At 65.8% G+C, this 21248-nt stretch carries 22 protein-coding genes; 8 read left to right on the top strand and 14 right to left on the bottom strand.

Annotation, left to right across the window (positions count from 1 at the left end):
• Positions 1-163: 163 nt before the first annotated feature.
• The 8 genes from EAE28_RS16045 to EAE28_RS16010 form a co-directional block, all read right to left on the bottom strand.
• Complete coding sequence (locus EAE28_RS16045) at positions 164-1951, bottom strand: feruloyl-CoA synthase (RefSeq protein WP_127108075.1); 1788 nt, start codon at positions 1949-1951, stop codon at positions 164-166.
• Entirely contained in the window at positions 1923-2390 is a 468-nt protein-coding gene (locus EAE28_RS16040) for a MarR family winged helix-turn-helix transcriptional regulator (protein ID WP_127108073.1), read from the bottom strand. The genes EAE28_RS16045 and EAE28_RS16040 overlap by 29 nt, the downstream gene beginning before the upstream one ends.
• A gap of 3 nt (positions 2391-2393) precedes the next feature.
• Complete coding sequence (locus EAE28_RS16035; RefSeq protein WP_127108071.1) at positions 2394-3158, bottom strand: SDR family NAD(P)-dependent oxidoreductase; 765 nt, start codon at positions 3156-3158, stop codon at positions 2394-2396.
• 134 nt (positions 3159-3292) lie between these two features.
• Entirely contained in the window at positions 3293-4606 is a 1314-nt protein-coding gene (locus EAE28_RS16030; protein ID WP_127108070.1) for a TRAP transporter large permease, read from the bottom strand.
• Positions 4603-5196, bottom strand: coding sequence for a TRAP transporter small permease (locus EAE28_RS16025; RefSeq protein ID WP_127108068.1), 594 nt, complete (start codon positions 5194-5196; stop codon positions 4603-4605). The genes EAE28_RS16030 and EAE28_RS16025 overlap by 4 nt, the downstream gene beginning before the upstream one ends.
• Before the next feature lie 148 nt (positions 5197-5344).
• Positions 5345-6382, bottom strand: coding sequence for a TRAP transporter substrate-binding protein (locus EAE28_RS16020; RefSeq protein WP_127108066.1), 1038 nt, complete (start codon positions 6380-6382; stop codon positions 5345-5347).
• 163 nt (positions 6383-6545) lie between these two features.
• Positions 6546-7190, bottom strand: coding sequence for a maleylacetoacetate isomerase (gene maiA / locus EAE28_RS16015; protein WP_220443949.1), 645 nt, complete (start codon positions 7188-7190; stop codon positions 6546-6548).
• The gene (locus EAE28_RS16010; protein ID WP_127108064.1) at positions 7187-7885 is read right to left on the bottom strand and encodes a fumarylacetoacetate hydrolase family protein; all 699 of its coding nucleotides are present in this window, start codon (positions 7883-7885) and stop codon (positions 7187-7189) included. Before EAE28_RS16010 ends, maiA begins: the two co-directional genes overlap by 4 nt.
• 263 nt (positions 7886-8148) lie before the next feature.
• On the opposite strand from EAE28_RS16010, the gene EAE28_RS16005 reads away from it, so the two are divergent.
• Positions 8149-8610 (top strand): MarR family winged helix-turn-helix transcriptional regulator, encoded by a 462-nt coding sequence (locus EAE28_RS16005; RefSeq protein ID WP_127108062.1) that lies wholly within the window; start codon positions 8149-8151, stop codon positions 8608-8610.
• Here the strand turns inward: EAE28_RS16005 and EAE28_RS16000 are convergent.
• Positions 8607-10181 carry an ABC-F family ATP-binding cassette domain-containing protein gene (locus EAE28_RS16000; protein ID WP_127108229.1) on the bottom strand — a complete coding sequence of 525 codons (1575 nt, stop codon included), beginning with the start codon at positions 10179-10181 and terminating at the stop codon, positions 8607-8609. The genes EAE28_RS16005 and EAE28_RS16000 overlap by 4 nt on opposite strands.
• Before the next feature lie 208 nt (positions 10182-10389).
• Between EAE28_RS16000 and EAE28_RS15995 the strand changes: the two genes are divergently transcribed.
• The 6 genes from EAE28_RS15995 to EAE28_RS15970 all read left to right on the top strand — a co-directional run bounded on the left by EAE28_RS15995 (position 10390) and on the right by EAE28_RS15970 (position 16040).
• Positions 10390-11565, top strand: a complete 1176-nt coding sequence (locus tag EAE28_RS15995; protein ID WP_127108060.1) for a substrate-binding domain-containing protein — start codon at positions 10390-10392, stop codon at positions 11563-11565.
• A gap of 129 nt (positions 11566-11694) precedes the next feature.
• Complete coding sequence (locus tag EAE28_RS15990; RefSeq protein ID WP_127108058.1) at positions 11695-12456, top strand: ABC transporter ATP-binding protein; 762 nt, start codon at positions 11695-11697, stop codon at positions 12454-12456.
• Complete coding sequence (locus EAE28_RS15985) at positions 12449-13171, top strand: ABC transporter ATP-binding protein (protein WP_127108056.1); 723 nt, start codon at positions 12449-12451, stop codon at positions 13169-13171. Before EAE28_RS15990 ends, EAE28_RS15985 begins: the two co-directional genes overlap by 8 nt.
• Positions 13168-14214 carry a branched-chain amino acid ABC transporter permease gene (locus EAE28_RS15980; RefSeq protein ID WP_127108054.1) on the top strand — a complete coding sequence of 349 codons (1047 nt, stop codon included), beginning with the start codon at positions 13168-13170 and terminating at the stop codon, positions 14212-14214. The genes EAE28_RS15985 and EAE28_RS15980 overlap by 4 nt, the downstream gene beginning before the upstream one ends.
• Before the next feature lie 3 nt (positions 14215-14217).
• Entirely contained in the window at positions 14218-15264 is a 1047-nt protein-coding gene (locus EAE28_RS15975; protein WP_127108053.1) for a branched-chain amino acid ABC transporter permease, read from the top strand.
• Positions 15261-16040, top strand: a complete 780-nt coding sequence (locus EAE28_RS15970; protein ID WP_127108051.1) for an alpha/beta fold hydrolase — start codon at positions 15261-15263, stop codon at positions 16038-16040. Before EAE28_RS15975 ends, EAE28_RS15970 begins: the two co-directional genes overlap by 4 nt.
• Before the next feature lie 221 nt (positions 16041-16261).
• Here the strand turns inward: EAE28_RS15970 and EAE28_RS15965 are convergent, their stop codons facing one another.
• The 4 genes from EAE28_RS15965 to EAE28_RS15950 are packed head-to-tail and all read right to left on the bottom strand — an operon-like array spanning position 16262 to position 19050.
• A complete protein-coding gene (locus EAE28_RS15965) occupies positions 16262-16618 on the bottom strand; it encodes a hotdog family protein (RefSeq protein WP_127108049.1) in 357 nt (118 codons plus the stop codon).
• Positions 16615-16959 (bottom strand): MaoC family dehydratase, encoded by a 345-nt coding sequence (locus tag EAE28_RS15960; RefSeq protein ID WP_127108047.1) that lies wholly within the window; start codon positions 16957-16959, stop codon positions 16615-16617. Before EAE28_RS15960 ends, EAE28_RS15965 begins: the two co-directional genes overlap by 4 nt.
• Positions 16956-18404, bottom strand: coding sequence for a class I adenylate-forming enzyme family protein (locus tag EAE28_RS15955; RefSeq protein WP_127108045.1), 1449 nt, complete (start codon positions 18402-18404; stop codon positions 16956-16958). The genes EAE28_RS15960 and EAE28_RS15955 overlap by 4 nt, the downstream gene beginning before the upstream one ends.
• 19 nt (positions 18405-18423) lie before the next feature.
• Positions 18424-19050, bottom strand: coding sequence for a TetR/AcrR family transcriptional regulator (locus tag EAE28_RS15950; protein WP_127108043.1), 627 nt, complete (start codon positions 19048-19050; stop codon positions 18424-18426).
• 127 nt (positions 19051-19177) lie between these two features.
• On the opposite strand from EAE28_RS15950, the gene EAE28_RS15945 reads away from it, so the two are divergent.
• On the top strand, positions 19178-20314 hold the full coding sequence (locus EAE28_RS15945) for a WD40/YVTN/BNR-like repeat-containing protein (RefSeq protein ID WP_127108041.1): 1137 nt from the start codon (positions 19178-19180) through the stop codon (positions 20312-20314).
• On the opposite strand, the gene EAE28_RS15940 is transcribed toward EAE28_RS15945, so the two are convergent.
• Positions 20311-21213 carry a DMT family transporter gene (locus EAE28_RS15940; RefSeq protein ID WP_127108039.1) on the bottom strand — a complete coding sequence of 301 codons (903 nt, stop codon included), beginning with the start codon at positions 21211-21213 and terminating at the stop codon, positions 20311-20313. The genes EAE28_RS15945 and EAE28_RS15940 overlap by 4 nt on opposite strands.
• Positions 21214-21248: the final 35 nt, after the last annotated feature.

Here is a 21248-nt window from a genome sequence, read left to right as displayed (position 1 = left end):
GGGCTTGGGCCTGTGCTGGAAGGGTTGAGCAGACTTAGCGCCATGCGGGTGCAAAGGAAACCCGGATTGGGGTCACAGAGGGGTGCGAGGCGGGGCAAGGGACGGTGCGGTGAACCGCACCCTACGCCACCGCTGTAGGGTGCGGTTTCACCGCACCGTCCGTTCACACCACAATCGTCGCTGCGTCGTCGTTGTCGTAGAGCCGCTCGACCAGTTCCGCCCGCCGCAGCAGCAGCTTGCGGAAGTTGAGGTTGCCCTTGGCGGTGATCTCGCCCTCGGCCATCGATGGCGGCTCGGCCAACACCATCGCCCGGCGGATCGCATGGGCCGAACCCTCGTTCGCGCCCGGCTTCAGCCGCTGGGCGATCTCGGCGGCCTGCGCGACGATCAGCGCGCCATCAGCCTCTTGTGCCCCGTCGGCCAGACCCGGCAGCGGGATGATCAGCACACCGACCTCGGACCGGTCAGCCCCGGTAATCACCACGTCCTGCGCCAGACCCTTGAGCTTGACCAGCACCTCAAGCCGCAGCCCTGCCGCACGGACCCAGGTGCCGGTGATCAGCTTGAACTCCTCGGCGATCCGCCCGTCGAACTTCAGCCCCTTGTTCATATCCCCCGGCTCGACGAATTTCATTGCGTCGCCGGTGATGAAATACCCTTCCTCGTCAAAGGCTTCGGCGGTCTTCTCAGGATCATGCAGATATCCCGGCGTGATCGTGTCACCCTTGACGCGCACCTCGAACCTTGTGTCATCGTCCGCCGGGACCAGCTTGACCGTCACGCCCGGCAGCGGCACGCCGATGATGCCGGACTGATGGGTGAATTCGTGCTGCAACAGCGCGGCGGGGGCGGTTTCGGTCAGGCCCCAGCTGGAGTTGAACAGCGGCATCTCGCCGCGCACCTCGCGCGCCATGGCTTCCAGATCCGCCCATATGTCCTGCGGCAGCGAGGCCCCGGCGTAAAACAGCATGTCGAGGTTCTGGAAATACTGGCGCTTCAGCGATTCATCCTGCTGCATCGCGTCGCGCAGCACGGCGAAGCCGACCGGCACGTTGAACGCGATGCTGGGCGAGACCATGCGCAGGTTCTCGATGGTATGGTGCGCCAGCGCGGGCGTCGGTTTGCCGTTGTCGATATAGAAGGTGCCGCCGTTCGACAGCACCAGATTGAAGTTATGCGAGCCGCCGAACACATGGTTCCACGGCAGCCAGTCCAACAAGACCAGCGGCTTGTCGGCGACGAAGGGCAGCGCGGCTTTCAGCTGCGCCTGATTGGTCGTCATCATCCGCTGCGTGGTCAGCACCCCCTTGGGATGCGAGGTCGAGCCCGAGGTCATCAGGTATTTCGCGACCGTGTCGGGCGTGACCGCTGCGTTCAGTGCCGAAACATCGCCGCGCCCTTTGAGCAGCGAATCGAAGCGTGTTTCGCCCGCCGCGCCGCCTGTGCTCACCAGTTTCTCGACGCCCTCGAACACCGGCAGGGCCAAAGCCGCGCCATAGCGGGCCGCGTCATCGGCAAAGACCATACGCGGCGCGATCACGCTGGCGATGCGCTCCAGCACCGGATGCGCGCCGGGGATCAGCGCGTATTGCTCGGCCACCGGCACGGTCGGTACGCCGATATACTGCGCGGCCAGCGTCAGCAGGCCATGGTCCACGCCGTTGCCGCTGACGATCAGGATCGGCGTCTGTGCCCCCATCCCGCGTTCGGCCAGCGAGGCGGCAATGGCGCGCACCATCTCCAGCGCCTGCGCATAGGTGACCTCGCGCCAGCCCGCACCCGAGCGTTCGGCCAGAAACACCCGGTCGGGCGCGGCGGCGGCCCAGTCCACCAGCCAGTCAGTCGTGCGGCGAGCAATCGGTCCCAGCGTCAGCCCGCTGGTCAGCAGGATCGAACCGTCCGGGCGGTCTTGCCGGCGCGCGTCATGGGCGCGGTATTTCTGATGGGTCATCGGATGTCCTCCCGTTCAATTCGATCTGCCGCAGGGCACGGTGCAGGGCGGCGACCTCCTCGTCGCTCAACCCTTGTGTCATGCGGATGTCGTGCTCGTTGACCGCCGCGGTTGCCTGATCACACAGGCGCTTACCCTTGGGCGTGGCGGTCAGTTCATAAGCGCGCCTGTCGTCCGGCGCGCGAGTGCGTGTGACCAGCTCGGCCTCTTCCAGATCATCGAGGATCAGCACCAGATTGGGCCGCTCGATCACCAGAATCTCGGCAAGCCGCGTCTGACGCAGGCCCGGATTGTCGCGGATGACAACCAGGGACGAATAGGTCGTCATCCGCAGGCCAAACCCCGACAACACGCTGCCCAGATCGCCCAGCACCACGTTGAGCGCGCGTTTCATGTCGTAGCCGATGAAGGCGCGCAAGGTGCGGTCAGAAGCGGCCATGGCTTAGCGCGGCGGCAGGCGGGTGGCGCCGTCCAGACGAATCGTGGTGCCGTTCAGATAGGGGTTCTCGATAATCTGCGCGACCATCAGCCCGTATTCCGACGGATCGCCCAGCCTGTCAGGAAAGGGCACATTGGCGACGATCTTGGCGGTGGTTTCGGGCGGCAGGCTTTCCATCATCGGCGTGTTGAACAGCCCCGGCGCGATGGCCATCACCCGGATGCCCGACTGCGCCAGCTCGCGCGCGGCGGGCAGGCACATGCTGGCGATCCCGCCCTTGGACGCGGCATAGGCCGCCTGACCCACCTGCCCGTCTTGCCACGCGGCCGAGGCGGTGTTGATCACCACACCACGCTCGCCGCCCTCAAGCGGGTCTTGCGCCTGCATGCCCTTCACGGCATGCGACATGACGATATAGCTGCCGATCAGGTTGACGCGGATCACGCGCTCGAACAGGTCGATGGACATCTTGCCCTCACGCCCGACGATCCGTGCGGCAAGGCCGATCCCGGCGCAGTTGACGGCAACGCGGGGCATGGCGCCCCAGGCATCCTGTACCGTGGCAAAAGCCGCCTCGACCGCAGCGGCGTCGCCGACATCGGCCTGCACGCCCAGACCGCCGATGCTGGCGGCGACCGCGTCGGCCTTGGCCCCGTCATAGTCCAGCACCGCGACTTTCGCGCCGCGCCCGGCCAGAAGGCGGGCTGTCGCCTCGCCCAGCCCGCTGCCACCGCCGGTGACCAGTGCGATCTGTCCCTCGATGCGCATGATGTTCCCCTCCCGAAATCAACCTGCTTATTCGTTACATGACATAACGGTTTAATCTGTCAATCCTTGGCGTGCGCCGGTACGAAAATGGGGGCCCAAAGGCCCCCATTCAGTTCCGTCAGCGCTGCGGTGCATCACGGTATCAAGAACAGCGTGATCGCCGGGAAGGCCACCAGAATCGCCACCCGCACCATGTCCGACAGCACAAAGAACGAGACCGCCTTGTAAGTCGAGGTCATCGGCGTCGCGCGGTCCATGGCGTTGATGATGAACAGGTTCATCCCCACGGGCGGTGTTATCAACCCGGTCTCAACCACGATCAGCACCAGAATGCCGAACCAGATGGCGACGTGTTCCTGCGACATGCCGAAATCGAGCGCCATCATCATCGGGAAGAAGATCGGCACGGTCAGCAGGATCATGGACAGGCTGTCCATGACACAGCCCAGCGCCAGATAGATCAGCAGGATCAGCACCAGCACCATCACCGGGGCCAGCCCAAGGCTGAGCACCCATTCGCTGAGCGCCTGCGGCACGCGGGTCCGCGCCAGAAAGCCGTTATAGAAGGCCGCACCAAAGACAATGAAGAAGATCATCGCGGTCGAGCGGGCGGTCGAGGTGAAGCTTTCCAGCAAAGTCCGGAAGTTCAGCCCGCGGTTGGCCAGCGCGATCAGACCCGTGCCCAGCGCGCCGACGGCCGCGCCTTCGGTCGGGGTGAAGACACCGCCATAGATGCCGCCGACCACCGCCAGAAACACCACCAACACGGGCCAGACCCCCAGCAGCAGGCGGAATCGGTCGGGCCAGTTGATCCGCTCGGCGGTGCCGGCGCGGTTGGGGTAAAGGCGCACATAGATCGAGATGACGATCATGTAGCCGATCGCGGCCAGAATGCCCGGCGCGAAGGCGGCAAGGAACAGCTTGGCGATGTTCTGCTCGGCAAGGATCGCGTAGATCACCAGCACGACCGAGGGCGGGATCAGGATCCCCAACGTCCCACCGGCGGCCAGCAGCGCGGTCGAGATGCCCCCGTCGTAGCCAAAGCGTTTCAGCTCGGGCAGGGCGACGCGGCCCATGGTCGCCGCCGTCGCCAGCGACGAGCCACAGATCGCGCCGAAGCCTGCGCAGGACGCCACAGCGGCAATGCCGACGCCGCCCTTGCGGTGCCCGACAAAGGCCGCCGCGGCCTTGAACAGCGCCGAGGACATACCGCCGATGGTGGCGAAATAGCCCATCAGCAGGAACATCGGCACCACAGCCAGCGCCTCACTGGCAAAGGTCGAATAGGCCGCATTCTTGAGTTGCGCCAAGGGGATGCGGCTTGAGCCGTCGATGATCCAGTAACCGCCGAACCCGGTTACGAACATCGACAGGCCGATGGGTACGCGGACAAAGATCAGCCCCAGCAGGACCGGAAAGGACAGGATACCGATTGCGAGGTTGCTCAATGGTCTGCTCCGGCGGCTGAGATGATGGAGTGTTTGGTGACCGCCTCGGCCACGCGAACAAGCGCCACATAGACGCCAATGGCGGCGGTGATCACGGCGGGCACAAGGGCCGCGGCGTAGTTCCACCACAGGGGATATTGCAGCAGGAAGGTGGTCGAGCGGCGGCGGGCGAGGGTGTTCATCCCGTCGTACAGCTGCACCGCGATCAGAACCAGAACGCCCGCGAAAAGGATTTCGATGAACACTTGCAGCCAGCGGCGCTGGTTGTCGCTCAGGCCCGAGGTGAAGACATCCACCGTGGCGTGCCCGGCGGTGATCTGACACCAGCCCAGAAAGCAGAACACACTGACGGCCAGCCCTGCGACAAGGAATTCATAATCGCCGAAGATCGGTCCGACCCCGGCATCCAGCAGCGACCGCGCGACACCCGGCATGCTTTCCTGCATCCAGGCAGAATGCAGCACATCCGATGCTTCGCGCCCCAGAATCGACAGGCAAAGCATCAGCACCAGCGCTGTCAGCAAGGCGCCGCCGACAACTGCCATGGTCCAGGCAAGCCCGTAAAAGATCTTGTGGATCGTCTTGAACATTGTCCCTCTTCCCTGGATGACCGGTTGATCCGGCGTCTTGGGGGCGGCGCGCGGGTCAGTCTGCGCTGTCCACGAACCGTTGTCTTTTTTGTGAGAGGGGCGCGGCCTGTCCGGCCACGCCCCATCGTCTTTGCGCGAGGGATGCCGCTTAGTGCGCAGCTTCGTAGTCAGACATCAGCTGACGGGCTTCGTCGATCAGGGCCTGACCATCGATGCCGCGACCGTTCATGTCTTCAACCCAGGTTGCATAGAGCGGCTGGACGACGTCCACCCATTCCTGCGCATCGGCTTCGGACACGGTGACGATGTTGTTGCCCAGATCGACAGCAACCTGACGCGCCGGACCGTCAGCATCGGCTTGCGTGCCGCCCGCGAAGATCGAGAACTCGAGCCCCGAGTTGTTGTCGATGACTTCCTGCAGATCCGCGGGCAGCGAATCGTAGGTGTCCTGGTTCATCGCGAACGAGAAGGTCAGCACATACAGCGCCGGGCCTTCGATTTCGGTGTGGTTATGCACCAGTTCGGACACGTGCAGCGCCGAGGTCACTTCCCACGGGATCGTCGTGCCGTCGATGACGCCGCGCGACAGAGCCTCGGGCACGCCCGACACCGGCAGGCCGACGGCTTCGGCACCCACCAGCGCCAGCAGATCGTTCACGCCGCGCGAACCGCCGCGGATTTTCATCCCTTGCAGATCGGAAGGGTGCACGATCGGGCGGTTGGTGTGGAACATGCCCGGACCGTGGACCCACATCGCCAGCATGTGCACGCCAGCGAAATCTTCCTGCATGTGCTCTTCATACATCGTCCACAGCGCGGACGAGGCAGCGCGGGCATCCGACACCATGAACGGCAGTTCGAACACCTCGGTCTGCGGGAAGCGGCCCGGCGTGTAGCCGTTCACCGTCCAGATGATGTCGGCAATACCGTCCATCGCCTGATCCATCAGTTCCGGCGGGGTGCCGCCCAGTGCCATCGAGGCGTAACGCTCGATCTCGATCCGGCCGCCCGAGTCGCGCTCGACGTTGTCAGCCCAGACATCCAGCACGTCCCGCGGGACGTTGGCCTGCGCCGGCAGGAACTGGTGCATGCGCAGGGTGAATTCCTGCGCCGTCGCAGCCCCGGTGGTCAGCGCCGCAATCGCGGTCGCCCCCATGAGGCCGAGAAGCGTGGTACGTTTCGTCATGTGATCTCCTCCCTAGAGTCTCAGATGGCACTATCTTGCATCAGATTGCACAAGAAGCATTTTGTTGCCAATACTTGTTGGCACAAGTCGTCGTTTCTGGCGAATACTAATTTCGCTCCCGGGCATAAGTTTGTGCTATTTTTTGCATAAACCCGGTTCTTGGTTACTCGGCATCCGGCTGTTGCGACGGATGCGCCGCCGCAAAGGCAGGGTGTGTGTCGCAGGCGGCGGCGATCTCGGTGAGGCGGGGCATGGCGCTGGTATCAACCTTGAAGCGTTTTGCCGAAAACAACTGAGGAATCAGATAGATCTCGGCCATCCCCGGCGCGTCGCCAAAGGCGAAGCGGGTGGGCGCGCGCTTGGCCAGCAAGGCCTCACAACTGGCCAGACCATCGCCGATCCAGCGCTGGCACCAGGCCTCTTTGCCATCCGGGCCCTGACCATAAGCAGCCTCAAGATACTGCAAGGTCCGAAGGTTCTGCAGCGGGTGGATTTCGCACGCGATCACCGCGCAGAAAGCCCGCACCGCCGCCCGCTCTGCCGCATCCTGCGGCAGCAGGCGCGGCTCGGGATGCGTCTCGTCCAGCCATTCCAGAATCGCGGGCGATTGGGTCAGCACCAGACCGTCCACCTCAAGCGTTGGCACCAGCCCTTGCGGGTTCAGCGCGCGGTACGCTGCCGATTTCTGCTGCCCGCCATCCTTGACCAAATGCACCGGGACAAATTCGGGCGTCAGGCCCTTGAGGTTGAAGGCAATGCGGCAACGATAGCTGGAAGAGCTGCGGAAATAGCCGTGAAACCGCATCATTCGGCGGCCCCCAGCGTCAGGCTGATCGGCTCGAGCCCGTCGATACCGCCGGTGATCGCATCCCCGGCCACGACCGGGCCGACGCCTGCGGGCGTGCCGGTGAGGATGATATCGCCCGGTTGCAGATGGTAGTAGTTCGACAGGTGGCTGATGACCTCGGCGGGCGACCAGACCATATCGTCCAGCGTCGCGTCCTGTTTGGTGATGCCGTTCACCTCCAGATGGATGCGCCGCCCGGCCAGCGCGAAGCCTGCCGCCGGGGTCAGCGTGGTCAGCACCGCCGAACCCTCGACATCCTTGCCCAGATCCCACGGGCGGCGGTTATCCTTGCCGTCCTGCTGGCGGTCACGGCGCGTCATGTCCAGCCCGCAGCCATAGGCGAAGATCGCGGCCTCGGCCTGCGCCAGATCGGCCTTGAACACGGCGTCACCGACAGCGACGACCAGCTCCATCTCATAGTGGAAATCCGAGGTGCCCGGCGGATAGGGCCGTGTTTCGCCCGACAGACACACCGCCGAGACCGCCGATTTGGTGAAGTACCACGGCGCCTCGCGGTCCACGGTGCCGCCCATTTCGGCGGCGTGCGCCTCATAGTTGCGGCCCACGCAGAAGATGCGCGACACGGGATATTCGGCCGCCTGCCCCAGCACCTTGAGGCTGCGCACGGGCGCGGGTGTAAACAGATACTGGGTCATCTGGCCGGGTCCTTATCGTTGCCCGTCGCGCGGGCGGTCATGGAGGCAGGCCGCCTGACAGCGGCCCCGCGCCGCGTCGGCGGCGTGCCATGTTGTGGCATGTCCTGAACCGGCAGAAAACACCGCCTCATCCCCCGAGCAGAGGGAAGCGGATGAGCGCGCCCAACTGTACCATTCGATTCGCCCTCCTCAACGCCCGATAAAGGAAGTGTGCTAACAATTAGTCCACTTGTCAAACGCCATCGCTTGTCTATCCTGCGCGCATGTCCGTGATCCAAACCATGCCGGGCCATCTGATCCGGCGCCTGAACCAGATATCCGTGTCGATCTTTCAGGCCCGCATTGCCGAGCTTGGGCTGGATCTGACGCCGGTGCAATTTGCCGCGCTGGCGTCGCTGCGCGACAATCCCGGCATTGATCAGGCGACGCTGGCCGGGCTGATTGCCCATGACCGCGTCACGATGGGCGGTGTGATCGACCGGCTGCAGGCCAAAGGGCTGGTTCTGCGCATGGTTAACAGCAAGGATCGCCGCGCACGGCAGGTATCGCTGACGGTTGAGGGGCACGCGCTGATCGACCGGCTGCTGCCCGAGATCGACGCGATCCAGAGCGACATTCTCTGCGGCCTGAACCCGGACGAACAGGTGCAGTTCACCGCCTTGGCGACCAAGGCGATGCTGGCCGCCAACGAGCGCAGCCGCGCGCCGATGCGGCCGCGGGATTAGGGCAAGGCGATCCGGCGATCCGGCCTGATTGCTTCGAGAAAGCGCGAATCATGGCTCACGATGAGCATCGCGCCGTCATACCGCGTCAGCGCGGCCTCAAGCGCCTCGGTCGCGTCCAGATCCAGATGGTTGGTCGGCTCATCCAGAATCAGCAGCCCCGGCGGCTGCTCGCCGCCCAGCACACAGGCCAACCCGGCGCGCAGCCGCTGCCCGCCGCTGAGCGTGCCGACCCGCTGCAAGGCATCGCCCGCGCGGAACAGAAACCGCGCGAGCGTGGCACGGATCTGGGTTTCATCGGCAATGGGGTTGAGGCGTTTGAACGCGTCGCGCAGGGTTTCATCGGGGTTGAGCAGGCTCACGGACTGATCCAGCAGCGCATAGGGAACACGGCGGTGGATCAGACCGGCGGCGGGTTGCAGTGCCCCCGTGATCAGCGCCAGCAACGTCGATTTCCCGCTGCCGTTCGCCCCGGTGATCGCCACCCGCTCGGGCCCGGTCAGCTGGAACGACAGATCACGGATCACCGGATGCGCCGGGTCATAGCCACCGGTGACGCCCTCCACCTGCAGCACCACCTTGTCGCGCGGCAGGCCCGTCGGCGGCAAGTCCATGCGCAGCGGCTGGAGGATTTCGATACGGGCGCGCGCGGCCTCGCTGGCCTCGGCCACCGCCGCCGCGCGGGCATCGCGCAGGCGGGCATTCGCCCCGCCGCTGGCTTCTGCGCGCTCCTGCGCCTTGTCCATCAGCATTTTCGGCTGTCCGCCCGCCGCCCGTGACCGCTTGCCCGCACCGTCCTTGCGCGCCTTGCGCTCGGCGGCTTGCCGGGCACGGCGCGCGGCTTCGTCCTGCGCGCGCGACGCGGTTGCCAGATCCTGCGCCGCTGCGTTCAGCTCGATGTCCTTGCGGGCGCGGTAGTCGCTGTAAGTCCCGCCAAACCGCGCCGCACCCAGCGTGGTCAGTTCGACGATGGCATCCATCCGGTCCAGCAGCGCGCGGTCGTGGCTGACCACGATCGCCGCCCCGGACCAGCCCGCCAGCAGGTCCAGCACGGCGCTCCGCCCGTCCGCGTCAAGGTTATTGGTCGGCTCGTCCAGCAGCAACACCGCCGGCTCATCGAACACCGCCGCCGCCAGCGCGGCCCGCGTCCCCTGCCCGCCGCTGAGACTGGCAAGCGGCGTGCCCGGCGCGATGTCTAACCCGCAGCGCAACAAGGCAGCGTCGATGCGGGACGGCAGCGTCCAGTCAGCCTCGGCCAGCTCGTCAGCGCTGGCCTCGCCCGCCTCGGCCCGGTCCAGCAGGGCCAGGGCCTCGCGGACGCCGAAGAGGTCAGCAAGGGTTTCTACGGGCGCAAAGCTCTGGCGCAGCAGCGCGGCGCGGCCCGTGACCTGCACCGTGCCCGAGACCGGCACCAGCGCCCCGGCGATCAGCCGCAGCAGCGTGCTTTTGCCAGTGCCATTACGCCCGACAAGGCCGGTGCGTTCAGCGCCGAAGGACAGGGAAAGATCGGTGAAAAGCGCGGTCCCCTCAGGGGTGGACCAGTTCAGACGGGACAGGGTGACAGACATGGACAGACTCGCGGTTCGTGATCGGTTGGGCGATGACGGCGCGATGTTGGTCCATGATGAAGTCTCCGTTTGGGGACACAATACCTAAGCCCTGCCCCACGCAGATCAAGGGAAAGCGCCCCGCTCCCCAAAGATTTCTTGACAGGTGAGGATTCCCCCGGCATCCCTAAATGAAACATGAATCATCGTTCATGTTTATGACAGGGAGGAAACGATGAGACTGATGTTAAGCGCCGCGTTCATCGCGCTCGCCACCGCACCCGCCGTGGCCGATGAGATCCGCATTGCCCATATCCACGACTCCACCGGCGCGCTCGAGGCGTATGCCGCGCAAAGCCAGACCGGGCTGATGCTGGGGATCGAATACGCCACCGAAGGCACCATGCAGATCGACGGGCATGATCTGGTGGTGACCGAATACGACAGCCAGCTGCGCCCCGATCTGGGCCGCGCCCTGCTGGCGCAGGCCTTTGGCGACGACGACGCCGCGATTGCCGTGGGTCCGACGTCGTCGGGCGTGGCACTGGCGATGCTGCCCGTGGCCGAAGAATACGAGCGCATCCTGCTGGTCGAACCCGCCGTGGCCGACTCGATCACCGGCAGCGAGTGGAACCGCTACATTTTCCGCACCGGGCGCAACTCAAGCCAGGACGCGATCTCGAACGCCATTGCGCTGGGGCAAGAGGGCGTCGTGGTCGCCACGCTGGCGCAGGATTATGCCTTTGGCCGTGACGGCATCGCCGCCTTCCGCGAGGCGCTGGCCGATACCCCCGCGCAGCTGGTGCACGAGGAATACGTGCCCACCGACACCACCGACTTCACCGCCGCCGCCGAGCGCATCTTCAACGCGCTGCAAGAGCACGAGGGCGACCGCCGTCTGTTCGTGATCTGGGCCGGGGGCGGCAACCCGATGGGCCGCATTCAGGCGATGGACCCGTCGCGCTTCGGCATCCAGCTGGCCACCGGCGGCAACATCCTGCCCGCGATGGTCGGCTACCGCGACTTCCCGGGCATGGAGGGCGCGACCTACTATTACTATGAGATCCCGCAGAACCCGGTGAACGACTGGCTGGTCGAACAGCACATGGCCCGCTTCGGCACCCCGCCCGACTTCTTTACTGCGGGCGGCATGGCGTCGGGCATCGCGGTTGTGGAAGCCCTGCGCGCAACCGGTGGCTCGACCGACACCGAAGAGCTGATCGCGGCCATGGAAGGCATGCATTTCGAGACCCCCAAGGGCGACATGTGGTTCCGGCCTGAGGACCATCAGGCGATGCAGTCGATGTACCACTTCCGCATCCGGGTCGAGGATGACGTGGAATGGGCGATCCCCGATCTGGTGCGTGAGATCACGCCGGACATGATGGATATCCCGATCCGCAACCAGTGATCTGACCGGGGGCGGCCGCCCGCGCCGCCGCCCCCCATCATCTGTCTCTAAATATCCCCGCCGGAGGCATCCGCCGCGCGCCACAGGCGACCGGCCCAAGCCTCGCATCTCCGAACCAAGGGAGCCCCCATGCAGCCCTCGCTTGTCACCAAGGATCTGACCGTGCGCTTTGGCGGCCATGTCGCCGTGGACCATGTGAGCTGCGCCTTCACCCCCGGCCAGCTGACCGCCATCGTCGGGCCGAACGGCGCGGGCAAGACCACGTATTTCAACCTGATCTCCGGCCAGATCCGCGCCACCTCGGGCCGCGTCGAGCTGCTGGGGCAGGACATCACCCGCCTTCCCGTCGCCGCGCGGACCGAGGCCGGTCTGGGCCGCGCGTTCCAGCTGACCAACCTCTTCCCGCGCCTGACGGTGCTGGAGAACGTCCGGCTGGTCGTACAGGCGCGCGAGCGGCGCGGGTTCAATCTGTGGACCATGGCGATGGGCCACCGCGACCTGATCGCCGAGGCCGAAGCGGTGCTCGACCGCGTGCGCCTGACCTCGCTGGCGCACCAGACCGTCAGTGCGCTCAGCCACGGCGACCAGCGCAAGCTGGAAGTGGCGGCGATGATTGCGCTCAAGCCCCGCGTCTTCATGTTCGATGAACCCACCGCCGGCATGTCGGTCGAGGAAGCGCCGGTCATTCTGGACCTGATCGCCGGGATCAAGGCCGAAGCCGACACCACCATCCTGCTGGTCGAGCACAAGATGGACGTGATCCGTTCCCTCGCCGACCGGATCATCGTCTTGCACAACGGCGCACTGGTGGCCGATGGCGCGCCGGCTGAGGTGATGGCCTCGGACGTGGTGCAAGAGGCCTATCTGGGCAAGGAACTGACCGATGTCTGACCCCATCCTGTCCCTGCGCGACGTCAAGACAGACATCGCGCAATACCACATCCTGCACGGCGTCACCTTCGATGTGCCGCGCGGCGGTGTGACCATGCTGCTGGGCCGCAATGGCGCGGGCAAGACCACGACGCTGCGCACCATCATGGGCCTGTGGAAGCCGCATGCCGGGGAAATCCTGCTCGACGGCGCGGCCATCAACGGACAGACCCCCTCGCAGATCGCCCGGCGCGGTATCGGCTTCGTGCCCGAGGATATGGGCATCTTTTCCGACCTCACGGTCGAGGAAAACATCCGCCTCGCCGCCCTCACCGGCGCGCCTGACCCTGAACGGCTGGAGTGGATTTTCGGCGCCTTTCCCGCGCTGAAAACCTTCTGGCACTCGGCGGCGGGTACGCTGTCGGGCGGGCAAAAGCAGATGCTGTCCGTCGCCCGCGCGGTGGTCGAGGACCGCGAGCTTTACCTCATCGACGAGCCCTCCAAAGGCCTCGCCCCCGCCATCGTCGCCACCCTCGCCCGTGCGCTCAAGGATCTCAAAGCGCGCGGCGCGTCGATCCTGATGGTCGAGCAGAACTTCTCGCTCGCCCGCGCCTTGGGCGATCATGTCGTGGTCATGGACGACGGCAAGATCATCTGGTCCGGCGCAATGGCCGAACTCAAAGCCGACGCCGCCCTGCAAGAACGCCTGATGGGCCTGAAAATGGAGCACGCATGAGCGCGCAATCCCCGGGCGCTGCGCCCAGCCACGCCCCCACCCTCACCCGCCTGCCGCTGTCCGAGCGGCTGAAACCCTGGCTGCCGTATCTGCTGGTGCCGGTGCTGATGGTGCTGGGGTATTTCGCTATCGATTCAAGCAGTTCATGGCTAACGCTGACCGTCTCGGGTCTGGCCATGGGCATGATGATCTTCGTCATCGCCTCGGGCATGACGCTGGTCTTCGGGTTGATGGACGTCATCAACTTTGGCCACGGCGCGTTCATCTCGTTCGGCGCGTTCGTCGGCACCTCGGTGCTGCTGGCACTCGGCACGATGACCGGCGCGCCCTCACTGCTGCTCAACCTGCTGGCCATCACCGGGGCCGTCATGGCCGCAATGATCGTCACCGGCGGCATCGGTTTTGCGTTTGAGCGCTTCATCGTGCGCCCGGTCTATGGCTCGCACCTCAAGCAGATCCTGGTGACCATGGGCGGCCTGATCGTCGCCGAACAGCTGATTTACGTGATCTGGGGCGGGCATGAGATCGTCATCGCCCGGCCCGAAACGCTCAAAGGCGCGATCACTTTCGCCGGCGCGGCGCTTGAGAAATACCGGCTGGTTGCGGTTGCCGTCGGGCTGCTGGTCTTCCTGTCCCTGCGCGCCGTGCTGCGCCGCACCAAGCTGGGGCTGATCGTGCGCGCCGGGGTCGAGAACCCCGAGATGGTGCAGGCGCTCGGCTACAACATCACCCGCGTGTTTGTCGGCGTGTTTGTCACCGGCTCGGCACTGGCGGGCCTCGGCGGGGTGATGTGGGCGCTCTATCAGGAGGTCATCACCGCCCATATGGGCAACGAGATCATGATCCTTGTCTTCATCGTGGTGATCATCGGCGGGCTCGGCTCGGTCGAGGGCTGCTTCATCGGCGCGCTGACCGTGGGTCTGGTGCAGAACTACGCCGCCTTTCTGGAACCCAAACTGGCGCTGATTTCCAACATCGCGCTGATGGTGGCGATCCTGATGTGGCGGCCCATGGGCATGGTCCCTGTGGTAAAGGCGAAATAAATCATGCGGCTTCTCTCAGGTGATCCCCCCAAAAGCATCGTGCTCTCGGTGCTGCTGATAGCGGTACTGGTGGCACTGGCCTTTGCCCCCTTCCTGTTCCCCGGTTCGCGGTCCTTGGAGACCGCCGCACGGATCTGCATCTTCATCGTGCTGGTCGCCAGCTATGACCTGCTGCTCGGCTATGGCGGCATCGTCAGCTTTGCGCATACGATGTTCTTTGGTATGGGCGCGTATGGTGTGGCTATCGCCACCGACCGGATGGGCACCAGCTATGGCGCGCTGCTCATCGGCGCGCTGGTCGGCATGGCGGTGGCGGGCGTTGTGGCGCTGCTGGTGGCGCTCTTGTCGCTGCGCGTGCGGGCGATCTTCTTTGCGATGATCACGCTGGCAATAGCCTCGGCCGTGGCGGTGCTGGTCAGCCAGCTGTCGGGCTTTACCGGCGGCGAGGATGGCATGAACATCCGCATCCCGCGCGAACTGACCCCGGCTTTCCGGCTGGGTGAGGTGTTCGGCACCCGGATCACCGGCAAGATCCTCAATTACTACGTGGTCTTTGCCGCCTGTCTGGCGCTGTTCCTCCTGATGCTCAGGATCGTGAACTCGCCCTTTGGCCGCGTGTTGCAAGCCATCCGCGAGAACGCCTTCCGCGCCGAGGCCATCGGCTACCGCGTCGTGCTCTATCGCGCTATGGCCACCTGCCTGTCGGCGATGATCGCCGCACTGGCCGGGTCGCTGTTCGCGCTCTGGCTGCGCTATGTCGGCCCGGCGACGACACTGGGGATGGAGATCATGATGGACATCCTGCTCATCGTGGTGATCGGCGGCATGGGCACGATGTATGGCGCGGTGGTCGGCACGGCGATCTTCGTGCTGGCGCAGAACTACCTCAAATCGCTGATGGGCGGGCTGTCCGAGGCGACGGCCTCGCTGCCCCTGATCCCCGACCTGCTCAGCCCCGACCGCTGGCTCTTGTGGCTGGGTGTGCTGTTCATCCTTTCGGTCTATTTCTTCCCCACCGGCATCGTCGGACGGCTCAGGGGCACGCGGTGACACCGGCCACGGCGCTGCACCGCTGGGGCGCGGGCGCGCCGGTGATCCTGCTGCACGGCTGGACGATGACGGGCGACATCTGGGGGCCGGTGGCACAGCGGCTTGAGGGGGCTTGCTATGCCCCCGATCTGCCCGGCCACGGCGGAACCACGGGGTACGAGCCGTCGGTCGAGGGTGGCGTGGCGCAACTGCGCGACCTGATCGACGACCACGGGCTGCATGGTGCCACGCTGGTCGGCTGGTCCCTCGGCGCGCTCATCGGCTGGTCCTATCTCGCGCAGGGCGGAAAGGGCATCGCCCGCATGATTTCGCTCGACATGTCTCCCTGCCCGCTCCCCGCCCCCGGCTGGGACTTCGCTATGCGCGGGCAGACCCGCGACAAGGCCAACCGCAGCGCCCGGCGTTTCCGTCAGGACTGGCCCGCCTCGGCCCACGCCATCGCCCAAGGCATGTTCGCCCGCCCCGAAGGCTGTCCCCTGATGTCCCTCGCCAAGGCCGAGACCCGCATCCGCGCGCAGGATCCGGAACAAATGACACGCTTCTGGGACTCGCTGACGGCTGTGGACCTGCGCGAGCAGCTGTCCGTCATCCGCCAACCCCTGCTCGCCCTCCACGGCGCGCAAAGCCGGGTTTACCCAACGGCAACCGGCCATTGGATCGCGCAACACAGCCGGCTCGGCCGCGCCTTGACTCTTTACAGCTGCGGCCACGCGCCCAATCTCGAAGACCCGACCACCACAGCCGAGGTCATCTCCCATTTCCAAAGCACGGCTTAAGCCGCGACCCCGGGGGGATTTTCCATCCCCCCGGCCCCCCCCTGGAGGATATTTCCAGAGCAAAGAGAAGCCTTAACGAAGAGTTAAGCGCGCTTCTTTGCTCTTTAAATATCCTCGGGGGTGAATTCGGCCTTGGCCGAAGAGGGGGCTGAAAGCCCCCTGACGCGCGCCGCGCATGCGGCGCTCAAGAGGCGTGCGGCGCAGCCGCTCCGCAAGATCCCTCAGGTAGTGACGTCGCGCGCCAGCACCAGCGCTCGGCCGTCACAGATCAGCGTCCCATCAGCGCTATGACAGGTGGTCCGCAAATCGACGAGGTGTTTTTCGGGCCGCACACGAGTGATTTCAACGCGCGCGGTCAGCGTGGTGTCGATTGCGGCACGACCAGTGAAGGCGAGGCTTTGTTTGAGATAATTGGTGCCAGCCCCCGGCAGCCTGACCCCCAGCAGATACGAGAACAGCGCAGCGATCAGCGGTTCGGGGACATGGTCCGGCGGCGCACTGGCGGTGAGGGTCGCGAAATCGGCCATGTCCTGCGCGCTGTAGCGGCGGGTGGTTTCGGCAACTTCACCAACTTTCATACCAGCACCGCACGGCCCTGAAAGCAGACCGCGCCGTCAGCCTTGCGGGTCGCGGTCAGGGTCAGGCCGTCCTCGCCCTCCTCCAGCCGCAACACCAGCGGCTCTCCTGCATAGGCCGGGTTCGGAAACATCATCGCCTGCGACACAGGCGTTACGCCCGGGCGGGTCTCGCGCACCATCGCCCAGAGCTTGGCGTAGATCAGCATCCCGTGGCTGACCGTGCGCCCGAACCGGGTCCGGGCGCTGAAGGCAGGATCGACGTGGATCGGGTTATCATCGCCCGAGATCCGCGCGAAGGCGTCGAACTCGGCTTGTGTTGGTGTCCACTGTGCTTCGATCATGGCACCAGCTTTCGCAGCTCGGGCTTGCGCACCTTGCCAGCGGCGGTGCGGGGAAACTCGGTGACGATGTGAAATGCCTTGGGCAGTTTGTACCCCGCCAGCCTTTCGCGCAGCCAGCCGGTCAGCGCGTAAGGATCCACCGGCTGCCCGGGCCGGGCGATGAGGAAGGCAACGCCGCTCTCGCCCCATTTGGCATCGCTGACCCCGATCACGGCGGCGTCCAGTACCGACGGGTGGGTGATCAGCACCTTCTCCACCTCGGCCGGATAGACGTTCTCGCCGCCCGAAATATACATATCCTTGATCCGGTCGATGATGCGGTAATAACCGTCGCTGTCGCGCTCAGCCACGTCGCCGGATTTCAGCCAGCCGTCTGCTGTAAAGCTCGCCGCCGTCGCGCCTGGGTTGTCCAGATAGCCCGGTGTCACCGTGGGCCCGCGCAGCAGAAGCTCGCCTGCGCCCGGCTGGCCATCCGCCACGCCGTCGAGGCGTGCTTCGGTCATCATCTGCGGTTTGCCGACCGAGCCGATCTTGGTGATCGCCGCGGCGCGGTCGATCAGGAAGCCGGTCGGCCCGGTTTCGGTCATGCCAAACCCGTTGCAGATCACCGCGCCCCTGTCGGCAAAAAAGCGGATCGTGGCCTCGGGCAGCGCCGCGCCGCCGCAGGCCCAGCCGCGCAGGCGCGACAGATCCACGCCCGACAGGTCCATCTGCATCAGCGCCTGATAGATCGCCGGGACGCCGAAGAACTGCGTGACGGCACCTTGGGCGATCAGCGCCACCAGCGCCTGCGCGTCAAACTTGCGCAGCACCAGCGACGAGCCGCCCCACAGGAAGATCGGCATGGTGAACAGGTTGATCCCGCCGGTGTGGAACAGCGGCAGGAAGTTGAGCGTGCGGTCTTCGGCCACCAGCCCCATCGCCTGCGCGATATTCATCGCATTCGCGACCACCATGCGCGGCGTCTGGATCACCGCCTTTGGCGTCCCCGTGGTGCCCGAGGTAAAGAGCACGTACCACGGCTCCGCGTCATCGACCTGCACCGGGGGCAGGGCCGGGCCATCCGGGATTTCCAACGCCATGACCGGCACGCCCAGAGCGGCGGCGGGTTCGGCGAAGGTTTCGTCGTGCAGCACAAGCGTGCAACTGACGCTTTCGAGCACCGGCTTCAGCTCGGCCACCGGCTGACGCCAGTTAAGCGGGGCAAGGATCAGTCCGGCCTTCTGACAGGCGAAGAGGGCCACGAAGAATTCGGGCCGGTTGTGGCACAGGATCGCCACCCGCGCACCACGAGGCACGCGCAAAAGCAGCGCCGCACCCAGCCGGGCGGCGGCGGCATCAACGCGGGCAAAGGACCACACCTCGCCCGTCTCATGGTCCCGGAATGCCAGCGCCTCCGGCGTCAGCTGGGCGCGGCGGGCGGCAAGGTCGGGGATCAGGCCCATGGCGGCAACCCGCTCCGTTTCATGGTTTCAACCCACGTTCCAACATATCGAACACCTCGGTCACCAGCGCATCGGGATCAACCTCACTCTCCCAGATCGCGAAGCGTTCGCCCAGCGTCACGGCCATGCCCATCAGCGCCCAGGCGCGGACCTCGGCATCGCCGTCGCGGATTTCTCCCTCGCGCGCGGCGGCGGCGAGGTTCTGGGCATAGCCGCGCGCGAAGGTGGTGTAATAGGCGCGGTAGGCATCGGGGGCGACAAAGCGCGCCTCCATAACGATGTTGTAAAGCGCCGGGCGCTCGGCCACGAAGCTGAGAAACGCGCGCAAACCCCGGCGTTCGGCGGTCAGACGGTCGGGAGCATCGGCGACGGCATCGGCCAGAAAGCCACGGGTCAGCTTGCCCATTTCCAGCACCAGTTCGCGAAATACCTCGTCCTTGGACTGAAAGTAGATATAGAACGTCCCCTGTGCGATCCCGGCACGGCGGGTGATGTCCGCGATCGAGGCGGCAGCGAAGCCGACCTCGCCGATCACCGCCTCGGCCGCCTTGATCAGCGAGTCGCGCGTGTCCTGTCCGCGCCGCGTGCGGGGTTTGGGGGTACGCGGGCGGGCAGGTGCCGGGCGGTTGGGGCTGGCCTCGGGCATGGGCGCTCCTGAAACATGAATCATTCGTCATATTGAAGGCGGCCGGGAAACTGTCAAGAAATTTCCCCCTGCCCGCGCCAAAACCCATGTTACGCTTCCTCTCGCCGATTCTGCACGGGAGAGGGTAATGGGCGGACAGGTGACGGTGCTTGTAGCCACCAGCAAGGGATTGTTTCTGGTCGACTCGGACGAAGCCCGCAAGGACTGGACGCTGTCCGGGCCGTTCTGCGACGGCTGGCCGGTCGCCCATGCGCTTGGCGATCCCCAGACCGGCACGATCTGGGCCGCAGCGGGCGGAGAATGGCAAGGCTCGGCGGTTTTCCGATCCCATGATCACGGGGCCAGCTGGACGCATATGATGCTGGCGAATGGCCATATGGACGTGATGCTGGCGCAGAACGAAGACTTCCGCAAAATGCTGGGACGCGGTCCGGGACCGGACGCGCCGTTCAAGGGTGAGATCACCGCGCTCTGGGCCTTGGGCCGGGTGGGCGACACGCTTTATGCGGGGGCAAAGCCGGCGGCGCTGTACGCCAGCCATGACAATGGCGACAGCTGGCAGCGGGTGCAGGGGTTGTCCGATCATCCCTCGGCCGACAGCTGGGAGCCGGGCGGCGCCGGGCTGGTGCTGCACACCATTCTGGGCGAGGGCGAGAAGCTGCTGGTTGGCATCTCGTCCGCCGGGGTCTTTGCCAGCGAGGATGGCGGCGCGACATGGGAACGGCGCAACCGGCGCACCAACCTGTCCGCCACGCCGCACCCGGTCACCGGCCAATGCGAGTCCGATATTGGCCTGTGCGTGCATAACATCACGCGCAGCGCGGACGCCCAGACGCTCTATATGCAAAACCACACCGGCGTGTTCCGCAGCAGGGATGAGGGGCGCAGCTGGGATGAGATCAGCGACGGGTTGCCGTCAAAATTCGGCTTCCCCGTTGCGGCCCACCCAAGCGATCCTGACACGCTCTATGTGCTGCCGCTCAGCGAATGGGGCGGGCGCACGCCGCCAGAGGGCAAGGCGACCATCTGGCGCTCTCGCAACGCGGGCGACAGCTGGGAGCCGATGCGAGACGGCCTGCCCGACGACGCCTATTTCACCGTGCTGCGGCAGGCCATGGCGACGGACAAGGCGGACAAGGCCGGGATCTATTTCGGCACCAACTCGGGCAGCGTGTTCGCGTCAACCGACGATGGCGACAGCTGGAGCGAGATCGCGCGCCACCTGCCGACCGTGCTGGGCGTCGAGGTGATGCACCGCGCCTAATCGTGTTCGGCGGCGATGCTGCGCGGCTGGCGCGCCGGGGTCAGCAGGATCGCCGCCAGCACCAGCACGCAGGCCACTGCCTGCGCCGGGTGCAGCGCTTCGCCAAAGCCCAGCCAGCCGACAGCGAACATCACCGGCAGCTCGATACTGCCCGCCATGGCGGTGCGTGCGGTGCCGACGATGGGCGAGCAGACGGTATAGACAAGCTGCGGCACCAGCGCCGTTCCCAGCCCGATTCCCAGCACCATCAGCCAGCCATAGCCATCGACCGGCAGCAATTGCGCGATGGGCGTCGCCAGCACCAGCGGCAGCAGGCCCAGCACCGACCCCAGCGAGATAACACCGATGCGCACCAGCACCGGGATCGCGTTCAGCCGGTGCACCAGCACGGCGATGCCCAGCCCGAACCCGGCGGGCGCGGCGAGCGAGAGCAGCAAGGCGGGCAGCAACTCGGGCGCAACCGCGCCGGGGGTGGTGACCAGCGCAGCAGCGGCAACGATCATCGCCGCGCCAAAGATCGCGCGACCGCCGGGACGCTCGCCGAACAGCAGCCACGCGAACAGCAGCGCAAAGGCGGGATAGGTCATGTAGAGCACGCCCGCCGTCGACACTGGCACCACCTGCACCGCGCTGACATACGAGGTCCACCCCAGCCCCATCAGCACACCGACCCCCAGCGCCCAGAACAGCGTGCGCCCCTGATCGCGCACCCGCCACGCCAGCGGTGCCAGAAGCGCGCTGGCCAGCAGGTAGCGCGCAAAGGCGACGGCGTGGGGCGGCATCCCGGCGTCGGTCAGCGAGCGGGCGAACAGCGGCACAAGGCCGAAACACACCGACGCGAAGACGACGCCGAGGGTGGCAAGGCCCAGGCCGGGCGTGGGAAGATTACGGTTCTGCATAGCCCTCGCTACCACGCGATCCGCATTATGAACAG

The sequence above is a fragment of the Pararhodobacter zhoushanensis genome (genome assembly GCF_003990445.1).
GTDB classification, from domain to species: Bacteria; Pseudomonadota; Alphaproteobacteria; order Rhodobacterales; family Rhodobacteraceae; genus Pararhodobacter; species Pararhodobacter zhoushanensis.
This window is presented reverse-complemented; position numbering and strand designations above follow the sequence as displayed.

What these genes read in the sequence shown, in the direction of transcription:
- EAE28_RS15965 (WP_127108049.1), bottom strand. Translation starts at nt 16,618, where the DNA reads ATGAAAGTTGGTGAAGTTGCCGAAACCACCCGCCGCTACAGCGCGCAG.
- EAE28_RS15960 (WP_127108047.1), bottom strand. Translation starts at nt 16,959, where the DNA reads ATGATCGAAGCACAGTGGACACCAACACAAGCCGAGTTCGACGCCTTC.
- EAE28_RS16005 (WP_127108062.1), top strand. Translation starts at nt 8,149, where the DNA reads ATGTCCGTGATCCAAACCATGCCGGGCCATCTGATCCGGCGCCTGAAC.
- EAE28_RS15980 (WP_127108054.1), top strand. Translation starts at nt 13,168, where the DNA reads ATGAGCGCGCAATCCCCGGGCGCTGCGCCCAGCCACGCCCCCACCCTC.
- EAE28_RS15940 (WP_127108039.1), bottom strand. Translation starts at nt 21,213, where the DNA reads ATGCAGAACCGTAATCTTCCCACGCCCGGCCTGGGCCTTGCCACCCTC.
- EAE28_RS16045 (WP_127108075.1), bottom strand. Translation starts at nt 1,951, where the DNA reads ATGACCCATCAGAAATACCGCGCCCATGACGCGCGCCGGCAAGACCGC.
- EAE28_RS15975 (WP_127108053.1), top strand. Translation starts at nt 14,218, where the DNA reads ATGCGGCTTCTCTCAGGTGATCCCCCCAAAAGCATCGTGCTCTCGGTG.
- EAE28_RS16025 (WP_127108068.1), bottom strand. Translation starts at nt 5,196, where the DNA reads ATGTTCAAGACGATCCACAAGATCTTTTACGGGCTTGCCTGGACCATG.
- EAE28_RS16010 (WP_127108064.1), bottom strand. Translation starts at nt 7,885, where the DNA reads ATGACCCAGTATCTGTTTACACCCGCGCCCGTGCGCAGCCTCAAGGTG.
- EAE28_RS16035 (WP_127108071.1), bottom strand. Translation starts at nt 3,158, where the DNA reads ATGCGCATCGAGGGACAGATCGCACTGGTCACCGGCGGTGGCAGCGGG.
- maiA (WP_220443949.1), bottom strand. Translation starts at nt 7,190, where the DNA reads ATGATGCGGTTTCACGGCTATTTCCGCAGCTCTTCCAGCTATCGTTGC.
- EAE28_RS15985 (WP_127108056.1), top strand. Translation starts at nt 12,449, where the DNA reads ATGTCTGACCCCATCCTGTCCCTGCGCGACGTCAAGACAGACATCGCG.
- EAE28_RS16020 (WP_127108066.1), bottom strand. Translation starts at nt 6,382, where the DNA reads ATGACGAAACGTACCACGCTTCTCGGCCTCATGGGGGCGACCGCGATT.
- EAE28_RS15955 (WP_127108045.1), bottom strand. Translation starts at nt 18,404, where the DNA reads ATGGGCCTGATCCCCGACCTTGCCGCCCGCCGCGCCCAGCTGACGCCG.
- EAE28_RS15945 (WP_127108041.1), top strand. Translation starts at nt 19,178, where the DNA reads ATGGGCGGACAGGTGACGGTGCTTGTAGCCACCAGCAAGGGATTGTTT.
- EAE28_RS15990 (WP_127108058.1), top strand. Translation starts at nt 11,695, where the DNA reads ATGCAGCCCTCGCTTGTCACCAAGGATCTGACCGTGCGCTTTGGCGGC.
- EAE28_RS15950 (WP_127108043.1), bottom strand. Translation starts at nt 19,050, where the DNA reads ATGCCCGAGGCCAGCCCCAACCGCCCGGCACCTGCCCGCCCGCGTACC.
- EAE28_RS16040 (WP_127108073.1), bottom strand. Translation starts at nt 2,390, where the DNA reads ATGGCCGCTTCTGACCGCACCTTGCGCGCCTTCATCGGCTACGACATG.
- EAE28_RS15995 (WP_127108060.1), top strand. Translation starts at nt 10,390, where the DNA reads ATGAGACTGATGTTAAGCGCCGCGTTCATCGCGCTCGCCACCGCACCC.